Origin of the sequence: Mucilaginibacter calamicampi (genome assembly GCF_042676765.1) — a bacterium.
Taxonomy (GTDB): Bacteria; Bacteroidota; Bacteroidia; order Sphingobacteriales; family Sphingobacteriaceae; genus Mucilaginibacter; species Mucilaginibacter calamicampi.
Genome location: NZ_JBHTHU010000005.1, coordinates 14,054 through 33,642, shown reverse-complemented (window position 1 = coordinate 33,642; position 19,589 = coordinate 14,054). Strand labels below are relative to the sequence as shown.

Below are 19,589 nucleotides of genomic sequence, written 5' to 3'. Positions count from 1 at the left end.
AGATCTCTGTGACGTGACACCAATCTATTTAAATATATGGTGCCAAACCTTACTATATAACTCATCCGGTAAAAAGGGTTTTACCACAATGTCATCTATGCCTGCAGCCGCTATATCTTGCCGCACTTCGTCTGGCAGGTTCGCCGTCAACGCAATTATCGGAATAGCGATTCCTTTTTCACGCATAATACGGGCCGCCTGGTAGCCATCCATCACCGGCATGTGTAAATCCATTAAAATGAGTTTATGTTTGCTTAGATCTAACCGGGCAAGCGCTTCCTGGCCGTTTACAGCTACATCAATTGCCGCGCCCCAGCGTTTAAGGAAAGTTTGAGCAACTATTACATTCAACGGGTTATCCTCTACCAGTAATATATCTATTCCCGCAAAAGGTTTTCCCTGTTTTGGAAGTTGATTTTTAAACTCCTTTTCGGGTAGCGACTCGCCTGCCTTGTCAAAAGTTTGGATGAAATAAAATACTGATCCCTTGCCTTCTTCACTTATCACTTGTAGCGTTGAGTTTTGAAGTTCGAGGATGCGTTTGCTTATTGCAAGCCCTAAGCCCGTTCCGCCAAAGCCTCTGGATGTTGATGAATCGGCCTGGGTAAAACGTTCAAATATCAGGGCCTGCTTATCTTTTGATATGCCTATGCCGGTATCCTTAACAGCTACTTTCAGTTTAATAGTTGAGTCGCTTTGTTCTAAAACATCTATGCTTACCTCTACAAAACCCGACGGAGTAAATTTTATTGCGTTATGCACCAGATTGGTAATAACCTGCGACATGCGGATGGGATCGCTCAGCACTTTACTTTTTACCTTTTCATCTGTTACCAATTTCAGCGTTATACCTTTATCTTCTGCGGATACTTGCAAACTATTTACCACGTTACGGGCAATTGCAACAACATCCATTTCAATGTGCTCAAAGGATATTTTTCCTGCCTCAATTTTGTTATAATCAAGAATATCGTTTACAATAGCCAACAAATTATTGGCAGAAAATATAATTACATCCAATTGTTCACGCTGGTCATGGCGGGGATTGTTTTTTAGCAATAAATGGCTCATTCCAACTACCGAGTTTAGCGGTGTTCTGATCTCATGACTCATTGTACTTAAAAACTCTGTTTTAACTTTAAGGCCTTGCTCTGCCTGATTTTGAGCGCTCTTTAAAGCAAATGATACCCTGTGCGAAAGAACCAGCGATTGAAGAAAGAAAAAGCTAACATAACCCAAAAAGCTAACCACCTGTAGTTGCGGAATAAAACCCCAATAGTGAAATAGCGATATGGCAAATACAATCATTAGAGAAATAGAACTTGATAGCGAATATATTGAACCCGGCCGCCCCCTTCTATAGGCCAACAGGTATACATAAGGTATGTATACAAGGCAAAATATCATCAACACTAAAAAAGGATTGATAAGCTGCGTAAAATAATAGGGCGGAAATATTAAAACGGCACCTGCAAACAGAAAACATATTCCGCTAATTGCATTAACTACAATCTTATGTACGTCTACCGGATATAAATAGCGGCTATATAAACCAAATAAGCCTATTCCGGCAAATAAAGTAATATACTCCAACCGCACAGTTATACGCCAATCCAGATCGGGCAGAATGGTATGCAGCACGTAATTGTCAATACCTATAATGCGGTAGCTGTAAACAATTACATATATCGAAAAAAGTAAAATAGCTTTATCGCGGTTGCCAAACAAATAAAGGCCAAAGAAAAACAGACCGCCCATAATCAGACAACCGGTAAGCAACAGATCAATTGCTTCGTCGCGCTGCCTGTCAAGCCTTACAACTTCCTTATCGCCTATGTATAGCGGCTTTGTTATTCCACCTTTGCTATGCACAAAGTTGGCTATTTGAAGCACCAGCCTTAGGGTATCAGTAGTTTTTGCTATATCAAATGTTTTATACTGCCAATGGGCCGCAAAGTTCTCTGCTGTTGTACTCACCTTACCGTTTTTTGCAGCAGGCTCATTGTTTACATATAACAAATAAGCCGAGTAAACATCCGGAACGGATAAACGCAGTTCGCCGTGGCTTTTTGGCAATAGTATGGTTAATTTATAAGTTGCATAACCGTACGCGGGTAATTCTTCACCGTTTAATTTATCCCATTTGTTCCACAGGGATGGAAAATTGACCAGCTTCGGGTTAGCTGCTGGCTTATCTCCCGGTGCCAGTAATTGGCGCCAATAAAAAAGCCACTCGCCATTAAGTTCTATCTTGTTGGTAAAAGGAGCCGAGCGCAGATCAAGTATGCCATTTTTTGCCACCGGGTGAACGGGTATGGTCATGGCGAAGGCACTTTGGCATAGGGCAAATAAAACGATAGTATATCTCAGCAGCTTACTCAAGTACCGAAATTGTTTACCGTAAAATTTGATTAATAACATGAAAGAATAACGGAGTGGAAGCAATAGTGTTATGCTTCCCAAAGATAAGATATTAATAGCTAAAAGTGGTACAGGCCTGCAAAACCCTGAAGTTAACCGGCTTAGCTTGCCGCCAAAATCTCATCAATCAAAACCAGTTCCTCTTTGTCAAAATTAGTTTTAGTAACACTTTGTATGGCATCAACTACCTGCCATGGTTTACTGGCTCCTATTAAAACCGATGTAATGCGGCTATCTTTAAGTATCCACGAAAGCGCCATTTGCGCCAGTTTCTGTCCGCGTTGCTGCGCTATCTCATTCAGTCTTTTTACCTTTTCAATAACTTCAGGCTTTATGCTGTCTACAGTCAAAAAATCGCCAACCTTTAACGCCCGTGAATCGGCCGGAATACCTTGCAAATACCTATCCGTTAACAAGCCCTGTGCCAGCGGAGAAAAAGGTATGCAACCCACTCCTTCCTGCTCCAATAAATCTAACAGGCCACCTTCTACCCATCTTTCAAACATAGAGTATTTAGGCTGATGAATAATTGCCGGTGTACCCATCTCCTTAAGCAACGCGAACGCTTTCCTGGCTTCGGGCGCTTTATAGTTAGATATACCAATATATAGCGCTTTGCCCTGTTGAACTATCAGGTTAAGAGCCGCCATGGTTTCTTCCAGTGGTGTGTCAGGGTCGGGCCGGTGATGATAAAAAATATCAACATAATCCAGCTTCATACGCTTCAAGCTTTGATCAAGGCTGGAAACAAGGTATTTCTTAGAGCCCCAGTCACCGTATGGCCCGTCCCACATGGTGTAGCCTGCTTTGGTAGAAATGATCAATTCATCGCGATGGTCCCGAAAATCAGCATGTAATATTCTTCCAAAATTCTCCTCGGCCGAGCCGGGCGGCGGCCCGTAGTTATTCGCCAGGTCAAAATGTGTTATGCCGTTATCAAAAGCAGTTCGTAAAATGTCGCTGCAATTTTGCGGCGTATCATAGTCGCCAAAGTTTTGCCACAGGCCCAAAGATACTCTGGGCAGTTTTAAGCCGCTCGCTCCGCAGCGCTTGTACTCCATTTGTTGGTAGCGGCCCGTTGATGGGTTGTAAGACATAACTGAAGGTTTACTATATGCTTATTTTACTGCGGATTGTTCTTTTTGAAGAAAGTGCTAAAGTATAAAAGCTCGTAGTTAACAGCATTTGACCAATATGGCCAATTGTGCGCGCCCGGGCGAATGATAAAATCGTGCGGTATTTTCCGTTCCAACAACTTATCATGTAATTCGGTATTTACTTTAAAGAAAAAGTCGTCTGTTCCGCAATCAAAAATTATAGCCAAGGCATTTGGCTTAAGCAGATCCAGCATATTGGTAACGGTATATTTTTCCCAATTGTCAGCGTTGGTAGTCGGATCGCCCAAACGCTTAGCCATATCCCAATTTTTCGGGAACGGGCGTATATCAACCCCGCCACTCATGCTACCGGCAGCGCCAAACAAGTCCTGATGCCTTATACTCAAATACAAGCCACCGTGGCCGCCCATGCTAAGGCCGGTAATAGCCCGCCCGGTACGGCTTTTTATGGTTTTATAACTTTTGTCTATGTAGGGTATCAGTTCATTTATTATATAAGTTTCATACTTGTAAGTAGGGTCAACCGGGCTGTCCCAGTACCAGCTGGTGTTACCGCCATCGGGGCAAACCAAAATCACGTTATACAGATCAGCGTTCTCTGCTACTCCTTTACCACCCTTTTTAACCCAATCAGAATAATTGCCGCTTGCCCCATGTAATAAATAAACTACGGGATATTGTGTACCGGCTGCATATTTGTTTGGGGTAACAACTACTGCCTTAATTTTCTTCTTCATGGCATCGCTGTAGGTTTCAACGGTGTCAACTTTAGCTGCCTTTACGTTAATAACCAACGCGGTTAAACACAGCAGCAGTAGCAGATTTTTTTTCATGATATTAGGTTTGATAAAATCGGTTTAAACTTTTTAATAAGCCTTTACAGTTTGCTTTGAGGTCCCTAATCCATCAATTCCTAACTCCATAACATCGCCGGGTTGTAAGTAAATTGGCGGTTTAAAACCCATGGCTACACCGGCAGGTGTTCCTGTTGTAATTACATCACCGGGTAACAAAGTCATAAATTGGCTTACATAAGCAATCACAAAAGGCACATCGAAAATAAAGTTAGATGTACTGCCATTTTGCATCATTTTGCCGTTAACAGAGAGCCATAACTTCAGGTTGCCCGAATCGGCAATTTCCTCGGCAGTAGCCATAAACGGCCCAATCGGGGCAAATGTATCACAACCCTTGCCTTTGTCCCATGTACCGCCGCGTTCTAATTGAAATTCGCGTTCAGAAACATCGTTGTGCAGTGTATATCCGGCAACGTAATTCAATGCATCAGCTTCTTCAACATAACTTGCTTTTTTACCAATAACCACAGCCAGCTCAACTTCCCAATCAACCTTTTGCGCACCTTTGGGTATAACAACATCATCAAACGGCCCAATAATGGCGCTGGTTGCTTTCATAAAAATAACAGGTTCCGCAGGCGGTGTTGCACCGGTTTCTTTTGCGTGGTCCGCATAATTAAGGCCGATACAAATAAGTTTTGACGGACGGCCTATCGGGCTGCCCCAACGCTCACCCTCTGCAACCGGCGATAGTTTGCCTTCATTATCAGCTACAAATTTTTCAAGGCGGCTTAACCCGTCTGATTCAAAGAATATTTCATTATAATCTTCGCCAAAAGCCGAAGTATCATAACGCTTATCGTTAATAATAACGCCCGTTTTTTCTTTACCGGCGCTTCCCCATCTTATCAGTTTCATTTGTGGTATTTAATTGGATGTAAGTATGCCGATAAAGCTATTATAAAATTTAAAATTATTAAAGCCTTAATTGGTTTTATCCTGCTTTTCTATTTCGGCACGTTCCTTTTTTATGTCGATCTTGATCAAAGCATAAATGCTCATATACATGTTAGCTATCCAAACCAATGAAAAACCGGCGAGCAGATAACCCCTCCAATCGGGCAATAAAAACTTAAAACCTGTAAGTATCAGCATAAAAAGTGTTACGTAATGGCTAAAGCAGTATTCGCAGGTGAAGAGGTAGAAAAACTTACGGCCCAATATAGTTTTACGGATTGTGCTTTGCTTAACGCAATATTCGCGCGGTTCCCTAAATACTTCTTCGTGCGTAACCGTCCAGGCTATGCAGGCGGTGGGTATGGCCAATAAAAAAAGCCAGGCAACCTGGGTTAATAAAGCAGGCATATTGTTGTGTTTGCTTAAACACAATTGTAATACCCATCTTGTTTTGCTTTAAACTATAATTAATAAGGTAAAGTAGCGTTGTTTGTTCAAATACTTCTCTTTAACTTTAGGTATGCCTTGCTACAATCACCTTTTTAATCTGATAGGTAAAAAATTTATACTTATTTTTCTATTTTTCAGTAGTTTAACCGTAAATGCCCAAAACACAAACGACCGTTTCGGCAGCATAGTTACCACTTTAGATAGCCTGAATAAAACACTCCCGATAGAGAAGGTCCATTTACATTTGGATAAGCCATTTTATTCATTAGGCGATACGATCTGGATAAAGGCTTACGTAACAGGCCAGTACAATAAGCTTTCCGACTTAAGCAGCATGGTACATTTGGACCTTATAAACGATAAAGGTTTTGCAAAAACCAGCTTTGCACTGCCTTTAACCAACGGCGAGGGATGGGGGACGGTGGTATTGGCAGATTCAATATTTTCTGCCGGTAATTACAACCTGCAAGCGTATACAAATGTAATGCGCAATTTTAATGAGGATTATTTTTATTACCGTGCTTTAACAATCGGTAATGCTTTACCGTCAAGTTTGCGTAGTGCAAGCAAAACCGATACAACAGGAATTAATTTACAGGTATCGCAATCAACAACAAAAGTGCCTGATGATATAAACTTATCTTTTTTCCCCGAAGGCGGTAACCTGATAAGTGGTTTACCCACAACGGTAGCATTTAAAGCTATTGGTGCGGATGGACTTAGCAGAGAAGTGAACGGCTATGTTGTTGATCAAAATAACAATCAAATAGTAAGCTTCAGCTCGGAGCATGCGGGAATGGGTACTTTTAGGATGACGCCTGATGCCGCTAACCATTACAGCGCTCTATTTAAAATAAACGGTGCAGATAAGCGGATTGCAATGCCTGTTATACAGGATAAGGGTTATTCTTTATCTGCAACCCAGGACAATAATAATATCATTTTAAGATTAATTTCATCGGCAAATTTACCTGATGACACGCTGAATATTGTTGCCCAGGCCGATAATAAGGTTTATTACACGGGGCAGGCCGCCGTTAGAGGGCGCAGATTTTTAGGAGCCTTACCGAAAACTCGTTTTCCTGAGGGTATAGTTCAGATCACCGTTTTTAGTAAAAACTTTACGCCGCTGGCAGAACGCCTGGTATTTATCAGAAATGCTAAACAACAACTTAATATAAACGTGAGCAACGCTAACATAAGTGACAAATTGCGTATGGCTATTACCGCTACAGACGATGCCGGACAACCCATTACTGGCGCATTTTCAATAGCTGTTACTAATGCGGGCAAGGTTCCGTATAGCGAGGATGACGAAGTAACAATATTATCTGATATGTTGCTCACATCTGACCTGAAAGGCTATATAGAGCAGCCTAATTATTATTTTGCTGATACCCTTGCCATGAAGCAAAAGCACTTAGATAATCTGATGTTAACCCAGGGCTGGCGCAGATTTACCTGGCCGGATGTTTTAGCGGGCAAGTTGAAAACTGCCCTGTTCGCGCCGGAACATGGCAATATAAGCGGGGTGGTATTAGACACAAAAAAAAGGCCGGTAGCCGGGGCACGCGTATCTTTACTTTTTAAAACAGGGGAACTTGCTCTTTTCAATACTTTATCAGGCGCAGATGGTAAGTTTGTTTTTAACGGCGTATTGGCTGATAAAGATGAAAAATACGCATTAACCGCAAGCGAGAGAAATAGCACAAAAAACTATTTAGTAGAACTTGACAAGCCGATAGAGATACCGGCCCCGAATGCCATTTACAGGCAGACCCGGCCTTATCCAGGTTTTAACGAATATATAACAGAAGCTAAACAGGAGTATAACAGCCTAGTAAACAGCGGATTGCTTAATGGCGGAAAATTATTAAAAGAAGTTACTATTAAAGAAATTAAAAAGCCTACAGTAAACAGTGCAGCCGTTAAGCATTCAAAAAACTTACATGGACCCGGCAATGCCGATTATTTAATTACTTTTTTAGATCTGGTACGCTGTAACGGAGCTTCAGATTTAGCGGGCTGTTTGGTAAATATGGGAAAGTTTGCGAGCATTACTCTTAATAGTGGGTTACTATACTCCAGGGGACGGCGGGAACCCATGGGGATTTACGTTGATGGTAACTACGTTGGTGTAAACTATGATGGAGCAATAAGTGATATATCAGCTGTAGAGATATTAAACTCAACAGGACTAACTTCTGTATACGGAAGTACCGGCTTTAGCGGCTTAATATTGATAACTACCAAAACAGGAGATATTGACTACAATGCCTACGAAATGGAACGTTATGGCGTAGTAAGTAACAAGCCTAAAAAGCAGCCAAAAGCAGCCATTAATAATTTAACATTGGCACCACGCAGAGAGTTTTACGCTCCACTGTATGAAGCAAAACAAAACAAGGCTATTATTGCACGCTCAACCGTTTACTGGAAACCCAACGTTGCAACTGATAAAGATGGCCGCGCCACCATTGAATTTGTAGCAGGTGATGCCGCCACCAATTACAGAATTATTTTAGAAGGAGTTGGCATAAACGGGCAATTGGGCCGCAAAGTGATTAATTATTCCACGAAATAATAAGATCATTGCTTTATTTTTAATACCAGGCGTAGTGACAACTATCTTACTTCGAACGCCCGCTCGTAATAAGAATTATCATTCTTCTTTTGCTTGTAGATATCGCGGTCAAACACTTTGTTCAGGTTATTTCCGGCAAGGTCTTCCAGCCGTGCGGCAACGCGCAGCTTATAAGTACCCAATAGCCATTGCGTGCCGGGAGTAAACATCCATGTCTTATCCCTGTCAGCAAGCGTTATCTCACCTTCAATGGGTTTACCATCTTTGCCTAAAACAGTTACAGACTCTTTTAAAAGATAATGGTCAAGCGGATGATCTGAATATACAATAACCGGTTGCTTGCTGCCCGCCTTAGGTGCTGCAACCCGCCATTTATCAATACTAAGCTGCTCATCAACACGCTGATTCACAACAAACTTTTTGCTGATGTCTTTGCCCATATTTAAGCCCCTGCCATCCCTCCATTTGCCCGAGATAACCAGCTGATAAGCATGGCGGCTATGCAGTGGGTTGCCCAACTCTTTGTTCAATACCAGTTCGCGCTTTATCCGCCCGGGGTCTATCCATACCGTCAGAACTTTTTCTGTTGGGTCCCATAGTTCAGGCTTAAGATCCAAAAATATCCGTTGCAGGGTATCGCGGTTCTTATCCAGTAAAAAAATATAATCAAGCGCGTTGCCTGTTTGCATTGGTTCAGAAAACTCAATGTAAAATTTTAGCAGATTCTCGGGAACTGTATCCGCCTGCGGATAAATGGCAGTTACAACAGGCGGTTTGCCTGTCGCAGCCGGCACCGTTATTTTACCCACTACCCGGTTGGCTTGTAAAATGCCGTACTCCATCCCGGTTGATAAAGGAATGACCGGTTCAAACAACATACCTGTATCGGTTTTATTGAAGTTGCCAAGCACATTGCGGTCGCTCCCGTTTAGCGACACGGTAAGCGGATATTGATCAACATCCTGAATTAAACGCTCAGGAATCAATATGCCTTTAACCAGGCCATCCATCCGCACCAGCGTTATTTTGTCAGGCCTATTGGATTTGCACGCCACAATAACGCACAAAAAAAACACCAGGCTATAATTGAATAACCTGGTGCCCTTTATAAAACTTAAACTATATAGATTTACCATCTGAAGTCCAAAGGTCAACATCGCCATTGGCTTTTTTCTGAATTACTACCGCGCGACCATCATCCAGTTTATCTAATTGCAGCACTTTTTCGTACGGTAATTTAGTAAACGCCGTGCCACCTGAGCCCGGAATTGGAGCAGTTAATGACTCTTTAAATTGTTTGATATCATTGTAACCCACTTTAGCAGCAGGACGGTTGGTATTGGCCATAACTAGGTAATTCTGATCTGCACCTTTTAACCAGACCATATCTGACGGGGTGTTTTGGTTACCCATTTCGGCAATGGTGCGGCCTTTAACATGAGCGCCTGCTTTCAACTCATCCATAGCGAAAAGCACCAATGGGGTGCAGGTATAACTTGCCACCATATAGTTTTTACCATCAATGGTAGTGGTGCTAAAAGTTCGTATTGGCGAAGTAGTCTCATAACGGCCATGCGAAGTATGGTACATCTCTAAACTTGCCTCATCCTGTTTGTTTGCTGTGAAGGGAAAATTGATGGTGCGAAATGTTGAACTGAACTCTTTGTTACTTAAGCCACTTACCATTAATTTACCATCTGCAAAGCCCATATCAGATATAGATGTAAGGCGTTTTAAATTTCCGCGGCCGTCTTTCTCCTCTGGTCCTGCCACATCATTAAGCGCTACGGTTGAAAAGTTAACATCCTTTAGTGAAACAGCCTTTATCTGGTTATCAGCGCTCATAGACAATAGTACCGGAGTACCGCCAGCACTTTTAACAGCTATATAAAGGTTTTTTGAAACAGGGTTAACCGCCATATCTGTTATAGATATATTCTCTTTGGTTGTACCCAAAGCGGCAGCAATCTTCTCATCTATTTTAGGCATATCAAATGCTTTAACTGCTGATGCCTTTTTAGCGTCTTTAGTATCAAAAGCAACTACACTCGCGTTTTGCGAATCGCCGATGAATAATATCCCCTCAGGGCCAAAAGTTAAAGATGTAATTGATTTTACCTCGGGTGTGCCGTTTGTAAAACCATAAGGTAGCGCCGGTTTGTGGTTAATACCTGCAAAAAGCAATACGCCAACTATGGCAGCAGTACTCATTAAATAGATCTTTTTCATTGAATGACTGTTTATAGGTTTTATTTCAGATTCGGGTGGTTATAACAAATATAATATAACCCTATGCGCATTTGCTTAAATAAGATACTGATAACAAGAATATTACAAACGGCAAAGCCTGTTTATTAAAGCCTCGTGTTGGGGATATTGTTGCAGCATATCTGCTTTTTTTGCCATTTTAAACTCGGTAAAATCAAAGCCGGGGGCTACGGCGCAGCTTGCCAGCACGTAGCTACCTGCACCTGGCAACTGGGCAGCAAACCATTGGCCGGCCTCAACTACAACCTGCAAATTTCCTGTAGCACTATCAGACAGTTCATGGGTGGTCAATACACCGTTAACATCAATAATGTGAATATGAAGCGGACCACCTTTATGTAGATACCAAATCTCATCAGACTCTATGCGATGAAAGCCTGAAAAATCCTCGCCGCTTAATAAGTAATAAATGGAAGTACAAGCCGCTTTTAAGCCACTTGGTGGATTACGAAGCACCTGTTTTGCCGACCGGTAAGCCTCTTTATAAAAGCCACCTTCGGGATGTGGGTGCAGCTGTAAATGCTTCACCCAATAGTTTGCGTCTTCTATTGTCATAATCAGTTAATTGGGGTAACTAATGTACGCATTATTAGCAAAACATGATATAAAGCACTACTGGTAGGTGGAAAAATATCACTACTTTTTGGTGTATTGCTTATAATTGATAAGCAGCACACTTAAAAGAATAATACCCAACCCCGCTATTTGCCACATAGAAATTTCTTCGTTACCTGCCCAAACGCCCAGCAAAACGGCTATTATGGGGTTAACGTAGGCATGGGTACTCACCTGCGTGGCCGGCCTTACCGATAGCAACCACACGTATGCCGTAAATGCAACAATGGAACCGAAAACAATCAGGAAAGCTATAGCCAGCCAGGCTTGCAAGGGCACGGTAGCAGCATTAAACCCATCAAATTCATTATGCAGGGCGCTTATGGGCAAATAAACTATACCTGCCACCAGCATTTGCCAGGCGGTAGTTAAACGCGCGGGGCTGCTACCTGGCCGTTTTTTTGAGTACAAGCCCCCTAATGCCCATATACCCGGACCAAATATCAACAAGCCTAAACTGATCAGTTGCTCGCGGGTAAAGTCGCCGTGCATGGATTGCAGAATGGCCTCGCCGAACAACAGGCAGACGCCGGCAAAACCAACTATTAAGCCTCCAACTATACTTACACTGCGCAGATTTTTGCTACGGTTTGGCTTATCTAATACAACAAACCACAATGGCCCGATAGAGATAATTATAGCCACCATAGCGCTTGGTATGGTGCGCTCGGCCCAAATTACTATTCCCATGCCGCCAACCAGCATAAGGCAGCCGCTTATGGCGGCGGTTGCCACATCTTTTTTAACCCAAAGCTTATCGCCTTTTATGGCGCACCAGGCCAGCATTAATGCCCCTGCGCCCATAAAACGTGTGGCACCCATTAAAAACGGCGGGAAACCGTGAATGGCCATCTGTATAAAAAAGTAGGTGGAACCCCAGACCACATACACCAGCGCGAAGGCGATGATGACCCAAAGGGTTGACGCAGGTTTGGTTGAGGTTGCCATGCCGTGAGATGCTTAAACTGCAAGATGTGAATATTCTTTGTGAATACCGAACAGCATTCATCATCTAAGGGTAAACGGTTAACATTTGCATATCTGGAAGGGGGGCTCAGCGTTACGTGAACCCCTGTGAGCCTCTGTGAGCCCCCGTGAGCCCCTGTGAGCCCCCCTATCGGTAATACAACTCCAACACATTATTTTTATTCAGCATCTGCGCCGGAACAAGCGGAGCAGAGCGGAGCAGCAATTTTAGTAAACAGTTGTCAGTGAGCAGTTTGCAGCTTTTAGCGGAACAAAATGAGACAACTTATTCGTCAGGGAAACTAACTGTAAAATTCTGTTAAATAATTCATTTTCAAACAATTGAAAAACAGCACTTTTTTGTCCCAGCTTAAGTTAAATTTTACCTTACTTGAATACGTGTTTTCATTTTGTATTTTTGATCATACGATCAATTTATTCGCCGGACCCTGTTCAACATGAAAATCTCAATTATACTAACCGCAATATTATGCATTAGCATTAGTGTAAATGCTCAAACTTATGCCATAATTAAAGACGGCGACGGCTATACAAACGTCAGGAAAGGCGGCAATACAAAATCTGATATTATCGGAAAAATATCCAACGATGCCATTTTTTCTTTTGACTATGAACAACTTGCCGGCGCAAAAAAACCGGAATGGGTTGAAATTTACCAAATGAGCGAGAAAGGTGGCTCTATAAACGGTTACATCCACAAAAACAGAATTTTACCATTATCTTCCTTAAAGCATATAGCCGCAAAAATACAGGGTAATAATTCAGCAGTTATCCAAAACGATAGTATAACTATTAAGGTAACCTCAGCTGGATTTATCGCGAAAAATCACAAGCTTACTTTATACCATAAGTCTCCCTATTACGAAAAGATTGATGGTAAGAAAATATGGGGAGTTGATGGTGGATTACCTAAAAAAACTATCAGTGTTTTATCCGTAATTATCAACGGCTCTTCGTTATACATACCAAAAGCGGCGTTAAGCAATTTATTTGAACCAAATTTTAATACGCTCACGGTTTATTTCGGCATCGATAATAAGCTTTATATACAAATGAACAACAGTGATGGCGCAGGCGGTTATACCGTAATATGGGTTATTAAAGATGGAAAATATCAACGCAGGTACGTTGATAATTCTTTCGCTTAACTACCCACAAAATAATGCCCTCACCTTCCAACCCTATTGTCATCCCACCAACACCTTTTACCTTTCGCCTTTTACCTTTCACCTCTAACAATCGTATATTTGTAGTATGAATACAGCCGATCTGTTATTACGCGCTTCGCAATTTGATTTTTTGAGTATTGAAGAAGGCGTATACCTTTACCACAACGCCCCTACTGCTGATCTGGCTTATGTAGCCAACGGGCTGCGTAAAAAGCAGGTGCCGCATGGCAAGGTAACCTGGCAGATAGACCGTAATGTTAACACCACCAACGTTTGTATAGCCAACTGCAAGTTCTGCAACTTCTTTCGGAGGCCGGGGCACGAGGATAGTTATATAACCGATATTGAAACGTATAAACAAAAAATTGAAGAAACGTTCCGTTATGGCGGCGACCAGCTTTTACTGCAGGGTGGGCACCATCCTGATCTGGGACTTCAGTTTTATACTGACCTGTTTAAGCAGTTAAAAGAACTTTACCCAACGCTTAAACTCCATTCATTAGGTCCGCCGGAAATTGCGCATGTTGCCAAGCTGGAGAATATGAGTCATTACGATGTGCTTAGCGCAATGAAAGCAGCAGGCTTAGATTCATTACCGGGCGCGGGTGCCGAAATATTGAACGACCGTGTACGCCGCCTGATATCAAAGGGCAAATGCGGCGGGCAGGAATGGCTGGATGTTATGCGGGCAGCTCACAAACTTAACCTGCCATCATCGGCCACCATGATGTTTGGGCATGTGGAAACCATTGAAGAGCGTTTTGAGCATTTGGTTTGGATACGCCAGGTGCAATCTGAGAAACCCTACGGGCATTATGGCTTTACCGCATTTATTCCATGGCCCTTTCAGGATGATGGGACGTTGCTGCGTAAGGTACGCGGCATAACCAACAATGTATCGGGCGATGAATATATCCGGATGATAGCGCTGAGCCGTATTATGCTGCCCAATGTTAAAAATATCCAGGCATCGTGGTTAACCGTGGGCAAGCAGGTGGCGCAATTGTGTCTACATGCCGGCGCTAACGATTTTGGCTCTATTATGATAGAAGAGAACGTGGTATCCGCAGCAGGCGCGCCGCATCGCTTCACAGCGAAGGGCATTCAAAACTCTATTGCCGAAGCTGGCTTTGAACCGCAGCTGCGTAATCAGCGATACGAATGGCGCGAAACGCCTGCGGAGTTAGAAGAGCAGGTTATCAACTATTAAAAAAAAAGTACCACCGCACAAATACAGCGTTGTCATTTCGAGGGAGCAGCGGGAGGTTGAGCATGGCGCGACCGAGAAATCCATACATATATAATCCACAGTGCTTAGCGTGTGTATAGATCTCTCCTTGGGTCGAGATGACACGCAAAATAAACCCGTTGTCATTTCGACGGAGCAGCGGGCGGCCTGAGCATTGGCGAGACGGAGAAATCCATACGTTGCTGAGCCACAAGACTGCCTCCTGTATAGATCTCTCACTACGTTCGAGATGACAAAAGATATTTGAACACCCTGTCATTTCGACGGAGCAGCGGGAGGTTGAGCATGGCGCGACCGAGAAATCCATACATATATAATCCACAGTGCTTAGCGTGTGTATAGATCTCTCCTTGGGTCGAGATGACACGCAAAATAAACCCGTTGTCATTTCGACGGAGCAGCGAGCGGCCTTAGCATTGGCGCGACGGAGAAATCCATACATATATAATTTCACAGTGCTTAGCGTGTGTATAGATCTCTCCTTGGGTCGAGATGACACGCAAAATAAACCCGTTGTCATTTCGACGGAGCAGTGGGTGGCCTGAGCATTGGCGCGACGGAGAAATCCTTTCGGACCATACCTATTGGATGGTCGCTTCGAAAAGATTTCTCCGTCGCGCTTTAGCACTTTTCCTTCCCTCTGCTCCATCTAAATGACAACTGGTGCTGCAGGAAAGTTATAAAACAGCAAAGCCCGGTGATGTCACCGGGCTTTTAATTAACTATATAGTACTGTAATTATTTAACCCCAAAAGGGGTAACCAATGGCAGTACTTGTGCCATGGTAAGCGGCTCGTCAAAGCTGCCGGTTGCAGCATTAACAGATATATTACCGCCAACACCAGTTAAACTTGTTATAGTAACCGGGCCCTGAGTAACATTATCCTCGCCCGCGTAGTTGGCGTTAACAGCAGATATACCTGTGTCATTAGCTCCTACTATCCATGGTTTGGTAGCTGCACCTGCACCACCCCTACTTCTGCGTAGCTGACGTACTGCAGCAGCATGGCGCGCTTCAACAGAGTGGATATTTAATGCTGCAGAAAGTGCTACTCCATCTTTTTGCAAGTTAGGTGCCTGGCCTTTATAAGCTCTAACGCCGGTATCTTCTAATGCCTGCGCAACTGCTAAAAAGGTATCAACACTGGTAAATACTGTGGGGAATGTACCGCCTGCAGTAAAATCATACACACCGGCTGTGCCTTGGGTAGATTGTGCTACCGCCGCCGAACCCAACACATTCTTTAAAAAAGTAACGTGTGCATTCTCATGACCGCGAATAGTTTCTACATAAGATTTTTCGCTGGCAGAAAAGCCTAAACCTGATGTGGCACCCTGGTTATAAAATGCTGCTTCAAGGTACTCCAGTTTTAAAGCGTAGTTAAGTACATCGGTTACCGATGGAGTTGCCGACTGTCCGTAAGCTTTTTTAAACAAGGTTGTAAATGCAAACGGCATAGCAGCAATAGCTACTTTTGAGCCAAAGCTTGTAATATTTCTGATGGCCGCGCGGCGTGGGCTTATCCTGTCCTGAAACTCGGGATCAACCTTTTCTATTTCTTCTATTATGTTTAGTAAATTCATGATTTTAAGATCTAAGCGGTGTAACCATAAGAGTAAGCGTTAACCTTAGTTTTCAAAAAGGTGTTGGCAGTTGCTAAAACCATAGGGATTGTTTTAGGCTTGTCCATACCAAAACCATCAAGAATGGTACTGTCTGCAAAGCTGCCCGGGTTTACCAAATTGCGTATATAAGCGGCGTGCCTTGCTTCAACAGAAACAATTTTGCCTGCTATGGTTAAATAATTGGCATCTTTTATCATAAAACCTGCGCCATTGTAGGCAGAAACACCCAGATCTTCAAATGCCTGAGCGGTAGCCAATACACTTGCCTTAGTGCCAAAGTTAACAGCGCTAAAATCCGGCGTAAGCGCCTGTATGGCGTTACTACCCAATGCTGCTTTAAAAAACTCGCGGTGAGCAAGTTCGTGGTCGCGAATGTCTGTAAATAATGCAATCTCGTCTGCGGTTGCGCCGCTATACATGCTGGCGGTAACCTGGGTGTAAAAAGCCGCTTCTAATTGTTCTAAAGCGTAAGCATAGTTTAGTATAGCAAAATCGCCTGATGCGCCAAGATCAATTCCTCCACCCTTACCTATAACTCCCCCCTCGTCTTTTTTACAAGCTCCCGCGGCCAAAATACCAACGCCCGCCAGGCCTACGCCTGCGTAACGCAAAAATGACCGCCTCCCAAGATTGGCGCCATCCTTTTCAAATAGTGTTTCTGTTTTCATAGTGATGTTAATAAATTATTAATTATTGTAGGTTAGTTTGTGGTAACTACGCAATTATCATACTGCGGTTTTCTGCGAGGGAAAATTTATCACTTCATTATGGAGTAATAATTTTATTTCAAGTATAACTTACTCTAAATTGAAGTAAAATAATTTTCATTATATGAAAAAACTGTCCTTTTTATAATGTTTGAAGTAGGTCAAAAGATTTGTAATTTAGGACAATGAAGCAGCCGGAACTTTACATTGAAGCCTTGATCTTCGCATCAGAACAAAGCATACGTATTGAAGAGATAATGTACTGCCTGCAAACCGTATTTGAGCGCGACTACCCTGCCGAAGAGGTAAAAGGATATATTGATAATATTCAGCATAAATACAGCCAGGATAATTTGTCTATAGAACTGGTGAATATTAATAACGGATACCAGTTTCTCACAAAAAAGCAGTTTCACCCAATAGTAAATTTGCTGCAGCTGCAACGGGCTAAAAAGAAATTGAGCCAGGCCGCCTTAGAGACCCTGGCCGTAGTTGCTTACAAGCAGCCGGTAACCAAAACAGAGATTGAACAGATACGGGGCGTTAATTGCGATTACTCTATACAAAAGCTGTTGGAAAAAGAACTGATAAGCATTTCGGGCAAATCAGATGCAGTGGGTAAACCGCTCCTTTACAGCACCAGTGGGCAGTTTATGGACTACTTTGGCATGAACAACATTGATGAATTACCTCATTTAAAGGAACTTGCAGATAATTCATCCAGCATTGGTGAACAGGTAGAATAATTTTTATTTGATTTTCTTTAAAAATGATTTTTAATTATTTTTACTAATAAATAACATTGCGTTATTACTAAATACTAAACTATACAAAACTAATTCACCGCACATGGGAGCGCCAAGAAAAAATGCCAACAAGAACATTCCTAAGAGCACAGAGGAAGATGATGATGACGATGATTCGTTAGAGACCGGCACTAAAGGAAAAGTAATAGAAGATGAAGATGACTTTGATGGTCCGCTAGACGACCTTGCCTTTGAAGATTTTGGCGACGAGGATGACGACGATTACTAAGTAACAGATCAAAAAAAAATAGTTAAAAGCATTCGCGGGTTTAATGCCTCCGGATGCTTTTTTATATTCAAGCCATTTTAATTATTGAATGACAATTTTAGAGGTAACAGATAACAAAACCAAAAAGGCCTTTTTAGATGTAGCACGCGCTATTTATAAAGATGACGAAAACTGGGTTTGCCCGCTTGATATTGATGTTGAAGCGGTATTCGACCCGCAAAAAAACAACTTCCACCAATTTGGCAAGTGCATACGCTGGATATTGAAGAATGACAAGGGTGAACTGATAGGTAGAATTGCCGCTTTTGTAAACAGCAAAAAAGCGTATAATTATGAACAGCCTACCGGTGGCATTGGCTTTTTTGAATGTATAAACAACCAGGCAGCTGCCAATTTGTTATTTGATACTGCTAAAAGCTGGCTTCAGCAAAATGGCATGCAAGCCATGGACGGCCCTATTAACTTTGGCGAAAATGATACCTTTTGGGGTTTATTGGTTGAGGGTTTCGCGCCACCGTCATACGGAATGAACTACCACCTGCCCTACTACCGTAACCTGTTTGAAACTTACGGCTTTACAACACTTTACGAGCAAATAACCAACCAGTTATCGCCGCGGGTACCTTTCCCGGCGCGGTTTGAAAAAATTGCCAGATGGGTGAGACAAAAACCCGGCTATGAGTTTAAGCATCTGCGCGTTAAAGAGATTGGAAAATTTGCTGCTGATTTTGTAGAGATCTACAACGATGCCTGGGCCGATTTTGAAAACTTTGTTCCGATAAATCATGACACGTTATTGGAGAGCTTTAATAAAATGAAACCCATTTTAGATGAAAAGCTGATATGGTTTGCCTATGTAAACGGCGAACCAGCCGCATTTAACATTGTATTGCCTGATGCTAACCAAATGATAAAGCCGCTTAAAGGCAAGCTTAACCTGATAGGGAAATTAATATTTGCTTACCGCAGATGGAAAGGTGTTAACCGCATGCGGGCTATTGTAATGGGTACAAAGAAAAAATTCCAAAATCACGGCCTTGAGTCGGCGCTGTTTATCACTTTAGGCGACTACGTTTTACCGCTGGATCAGTATGACACGCTTGAACTATCGTGGGTTGGAGATTTTAACGAAAAAATGCTGGCCCTCCATTACTCAATGGGTGCAACATTTGCTAACAAGCACCTTACAATGCGTTGTATCTTTTAAACGGAAAAGGCTGGCAATTAAGCCGTTGCCTTGTTGTGACGCAGTTCCTCAAAAAGTTCAATAACCTTTTTTTGCAGGTCAATTATCTCAATCTCCCGGTCGGTCAATTTTTTGTTAACTACCTCTAATTCATTAACAAACTTTTGTTCCTGTTCAAGGTCGTTAAACGTAAGTAACTGAACTACCGACATATCAAACAGCGTAGAGATCTGCTCTAAACGCGATAGGTTAATATCAGTTATTCCGGTTTCGATCTTGGAAAAAGCGGGGATAGATATATCAAGACGTTTGGCAACATCTTCCTGGCTCCATCCTTTTTGATGGCGCAATAACCTGATTTTTTTTCCTAATGATTTCATTTTACTTCAAATAGTGGTAAGGGTTTCTCAATAGTTAATA

At 42.5% G+C, this 19,589-nt stretch carries 18 protein-coding genes; 6 read left to right on the top strand and 12 right to left on the bottom strand.

The window, feature by feature from the left end; translation table 11 throughout:
* Positions 1-24 precede the first annotated feature (24 nt).
* From ACFQZS_RS05695 to ACFQZS_RS05675, 5 genes are all read right to left on the bottom strand, one after another.
* Positions 25-2,322: an ATP-binding protein gene (locus ACFQZS_RS05695; protein ID WP_377098161.1), complete on the bottom strand. Its 2,298-nt coding sequence runs from the start codon at positions 2,320-2,322 to the stop codon at positions 25-27.
* 200 nt (positions 2,323-2,522) lie between these two features.
* Complete coding sequence (locus tag ACFQZS_RS05690) at positions 2,523-3,518, bottom strand: aldo/keto reductase (RefSeq protein ID WP_377098159.1); 996 nt, start codon at positions 3,516-3,518, stop codon at positions 2,523-2,525.
* Positions 3,519-3,544: 26 nt separating this feature from the next.
* A complete protein-coding gene (locus ACFQZS_RS05685) occupies positions 3,545-4,372 on the bottom strand; it encodes an alpha/beta hydrolase (RefSeq protein WP_377098157.1) in 828 nt (275 codons plus the stop codon).
* A gap of 33 nt (positions 4,373-4,405) precedes the next feature.
* The gene (locus tag ACFQZS_RS05680) at positions 4,406-5,254 is read right to left on the bottom strand and encodes a fumarylacetoacetate hydrolase family protein (RefSeq protein ID WP_377098155.1); all 849 of its coding nucleotides are present in this window, start codon (positions 5,252-5,254) and stop codon (positions 4,406-4,408) included.
* A gap of 66 nt (positions 5,255-5,320) precedes the next feature.
* A complete protein-coding gene (locus ACFQZS_RS05675; protein WP_377098153.1) occupies positions 5,321-5,701 on the bottom strand; it encodes a hypothetical protein in 381 nt (126 codons plus the stop codon).
* 82 nt (positions 5,702-5,783) lie between these two features.
* Here ACFQZS_RS05675 and ACFQZS_RS05670 point away from each other — a divergent pair, with 82 nt between their 5' ends.
* Positions 5,784-8,327, top strand: a complete 2,544-nt coding sequence (locus tag ACFQZS_RS05670; RefSeq protein ID WP_377098151.1) for a carboxypeptidase-like regulatory domain-containing protein — start codon at positions 5,784-5,786, stop codon at positions 8,325-8,327.
* A gap of 41 nt (positions 8,328-8,368) precedes the next feature.
* Here ACFQZS_RS05670 and ACFQZS_RS05665 read toward each other — a convergent pair whose 3' ends face one another.
* The 4 genes from ACFQZS_RS05665 to ACFQZS_RS05650 form a co-directional block, all read right to left on the bottom strand.
* Positions 8,369-9,463 (bottom strand): hypothetical protein, encoded by a 1,095-nt coding sequence (locus ACFQZS_RS05665; RefSeq protein WP_377098149.1) that lies wholly within the window; start codon positions 9,461-9,463, stop codon positions 8,369-8,371.
* The gene (locus tag ACFQZS_RS05660; RefSeq protein WP_377098148.1) at positions 9,447-10,556 is read right to left on the bottom strand and encodes a hypothetical protein; all 1,110 of its coding nucleotides are present in this window, start codon (positions 10,554-10,556) and stop codon (positions 9,447-9,449) included. The genes ACFQZS_RS05665 and ACFQZS_RS05660 overlap by 17 nt, the downstream gene beginning before the upstream one ends.
* A 102-nt stretch (positions 10,557-10,658) precedes the next feature.
* Positions 10,659-11,150 (bottom strand): cupin domain-containing protein, encoded by a 492-nt coding sequence (locus ACFQZS_RS05655; protein ID WP_377098146.1) that lies wholly within the window; start codon positions 11,148-11,150, stop codon positions 10,659-10,661.
* Between the two features lie 81 nt (positions 11,151-11,231).
* The gene (locus tag ACFQZS_RS05650) at positions 11,232-12,158 is read right to left on the bottom strand and encodes an EamA family transporter (protein ID WP_377098144.1); all 927 of its coding nucleotides are present in this window, start codon (positions 12,156-12,158) and stop codon (positions 11,232-11,234) included.
* Positions 12,159-12,634: 476 nt separating this feature from the next.
* Between ACFQZS_RS05650 and ACFQZS_RS05645 the strand changes: the two genes are divergently transcribed.
* Together ACFQZS_RS05645 and mqnC are read left to right on the top strand one after the other, a co-directional pair.
* Positions 12,635-13,345: a hypothetical protein gene (locus tag ACFQZS_RS05645; protein WP_377098143.1), complete on the top strand. Its 711-nt coding sequence runs from the start codon at positions 12,635-12,637 to the stop codon at positions 13,343-13,345.
* 106 nt (positions 13,346-13,451) lie between these two features.
* Positions 13,452-14,576 (top strand): cyclic dehypoxanthinyl futalosine synthase, encoded by a 1,125-nt coding sequence (gene mqnC / locus ACFQZS_RS05640; protein WP_377098142.1) that lies wholly within the window; start codon positions 13,452-13,454, stop codon positions 14,574-14,576.
* A gap of 777 nt (positions 14,577-15,353) precedes the next feature.
* Here the strand turns inward: mqnC and ACFQZS_RS05635 are convergent.
* On the bottom strand, positions 15,354-16,199 hold the full coding sequence (locus ACFQZS_RS05635; protein ID WP_377098141.1) for a ferritin-like domain-containing protein: 846 nt from the start codon (positions 16,197-16,199) through the stop codon (positions 15,354-15,356).
* Positions 16,200-16,210: 11 nt separating this feature from the next.
* Entirely contained in the window at positions 16,211-16,909 is a 699-nt protein-coding gene (locus ACFQZS_RS05630; RefSeq protein ID WP_377098139.1) for a ferritin-like domain-containing protein, read from the bottom strand.
* A gap of 224 nt (positions 16,910-17,133) precedes the next feature.
* Here ACFQZS_RS05630 and scpB point away from each other — a divergent pair, with 224 nt between their 5' ends.
* The 3 genes from scpB to ACFQZS_RS05615 all read left to right on the top strand — a co-directional run bounded on the left by scpB (position 17,134) and on the right by ACFQZS_RS05615 (position 19,190).
* Positions 17,134-17,694 (top strand): SMC-Scp complex subunit ScpB, encoded by a 561-nt coding sequence (gene scpB / locus ACFQZS_RS05625; protein ID WP_377098137.1) that lies wholly within the window; start codon positions 17,134-17,136, stop codon positions 17,692-17,694.
* 103 nt (positions 17,695-17,797) lie between these two features.
* The gene (locus tag ACFQZS_RS05620; protein WP_377098136.1) at positions 17,798-17,983 is read left to right on the top strand and encodes a hypothetical protein; all 186 of its coding nucleotides are present in this window, start codon (positions 17,798-17,800) and stop codon (positions 17,981-17,983) included.
* Positions 17,984-18,071: 88 nt separating this feature from the next.
* Positions 18,072-19,190 carry a GNAT family N-acetyltransferase gene (locus ACFQZS_RS05615; protein WP_377098134.1) on the top strand — a complete coding sequence of 373 codons (1,119 nt, stop codon included), beginning with the start codon at positions 18,072-18,074 and terminating at the stop codon, positions 19,188-19,190.
* 17 nt (positions 19,191-19,207) lie between these two features.
* Here the strand turns inward: ACFQZS_RS05615 and ACFQZS_RS05610 are convergent, their stop codons facing one another.
* Positions 19,208-19,549 carry a helix-turn-helix domain-containing protein gene (locus tag ACFQZS_RS05610; protein WP_377098132.1) on the bottom strand — a complete coding sequence of 114 codons (342 nt, stop codon included), beginning with the start codon at positions 19,547-19,549 and terminating at the stop codon, positions 19,208-19,210.
* Positions 19,550-19,589 lie beyond the last annotated feature (40 nt).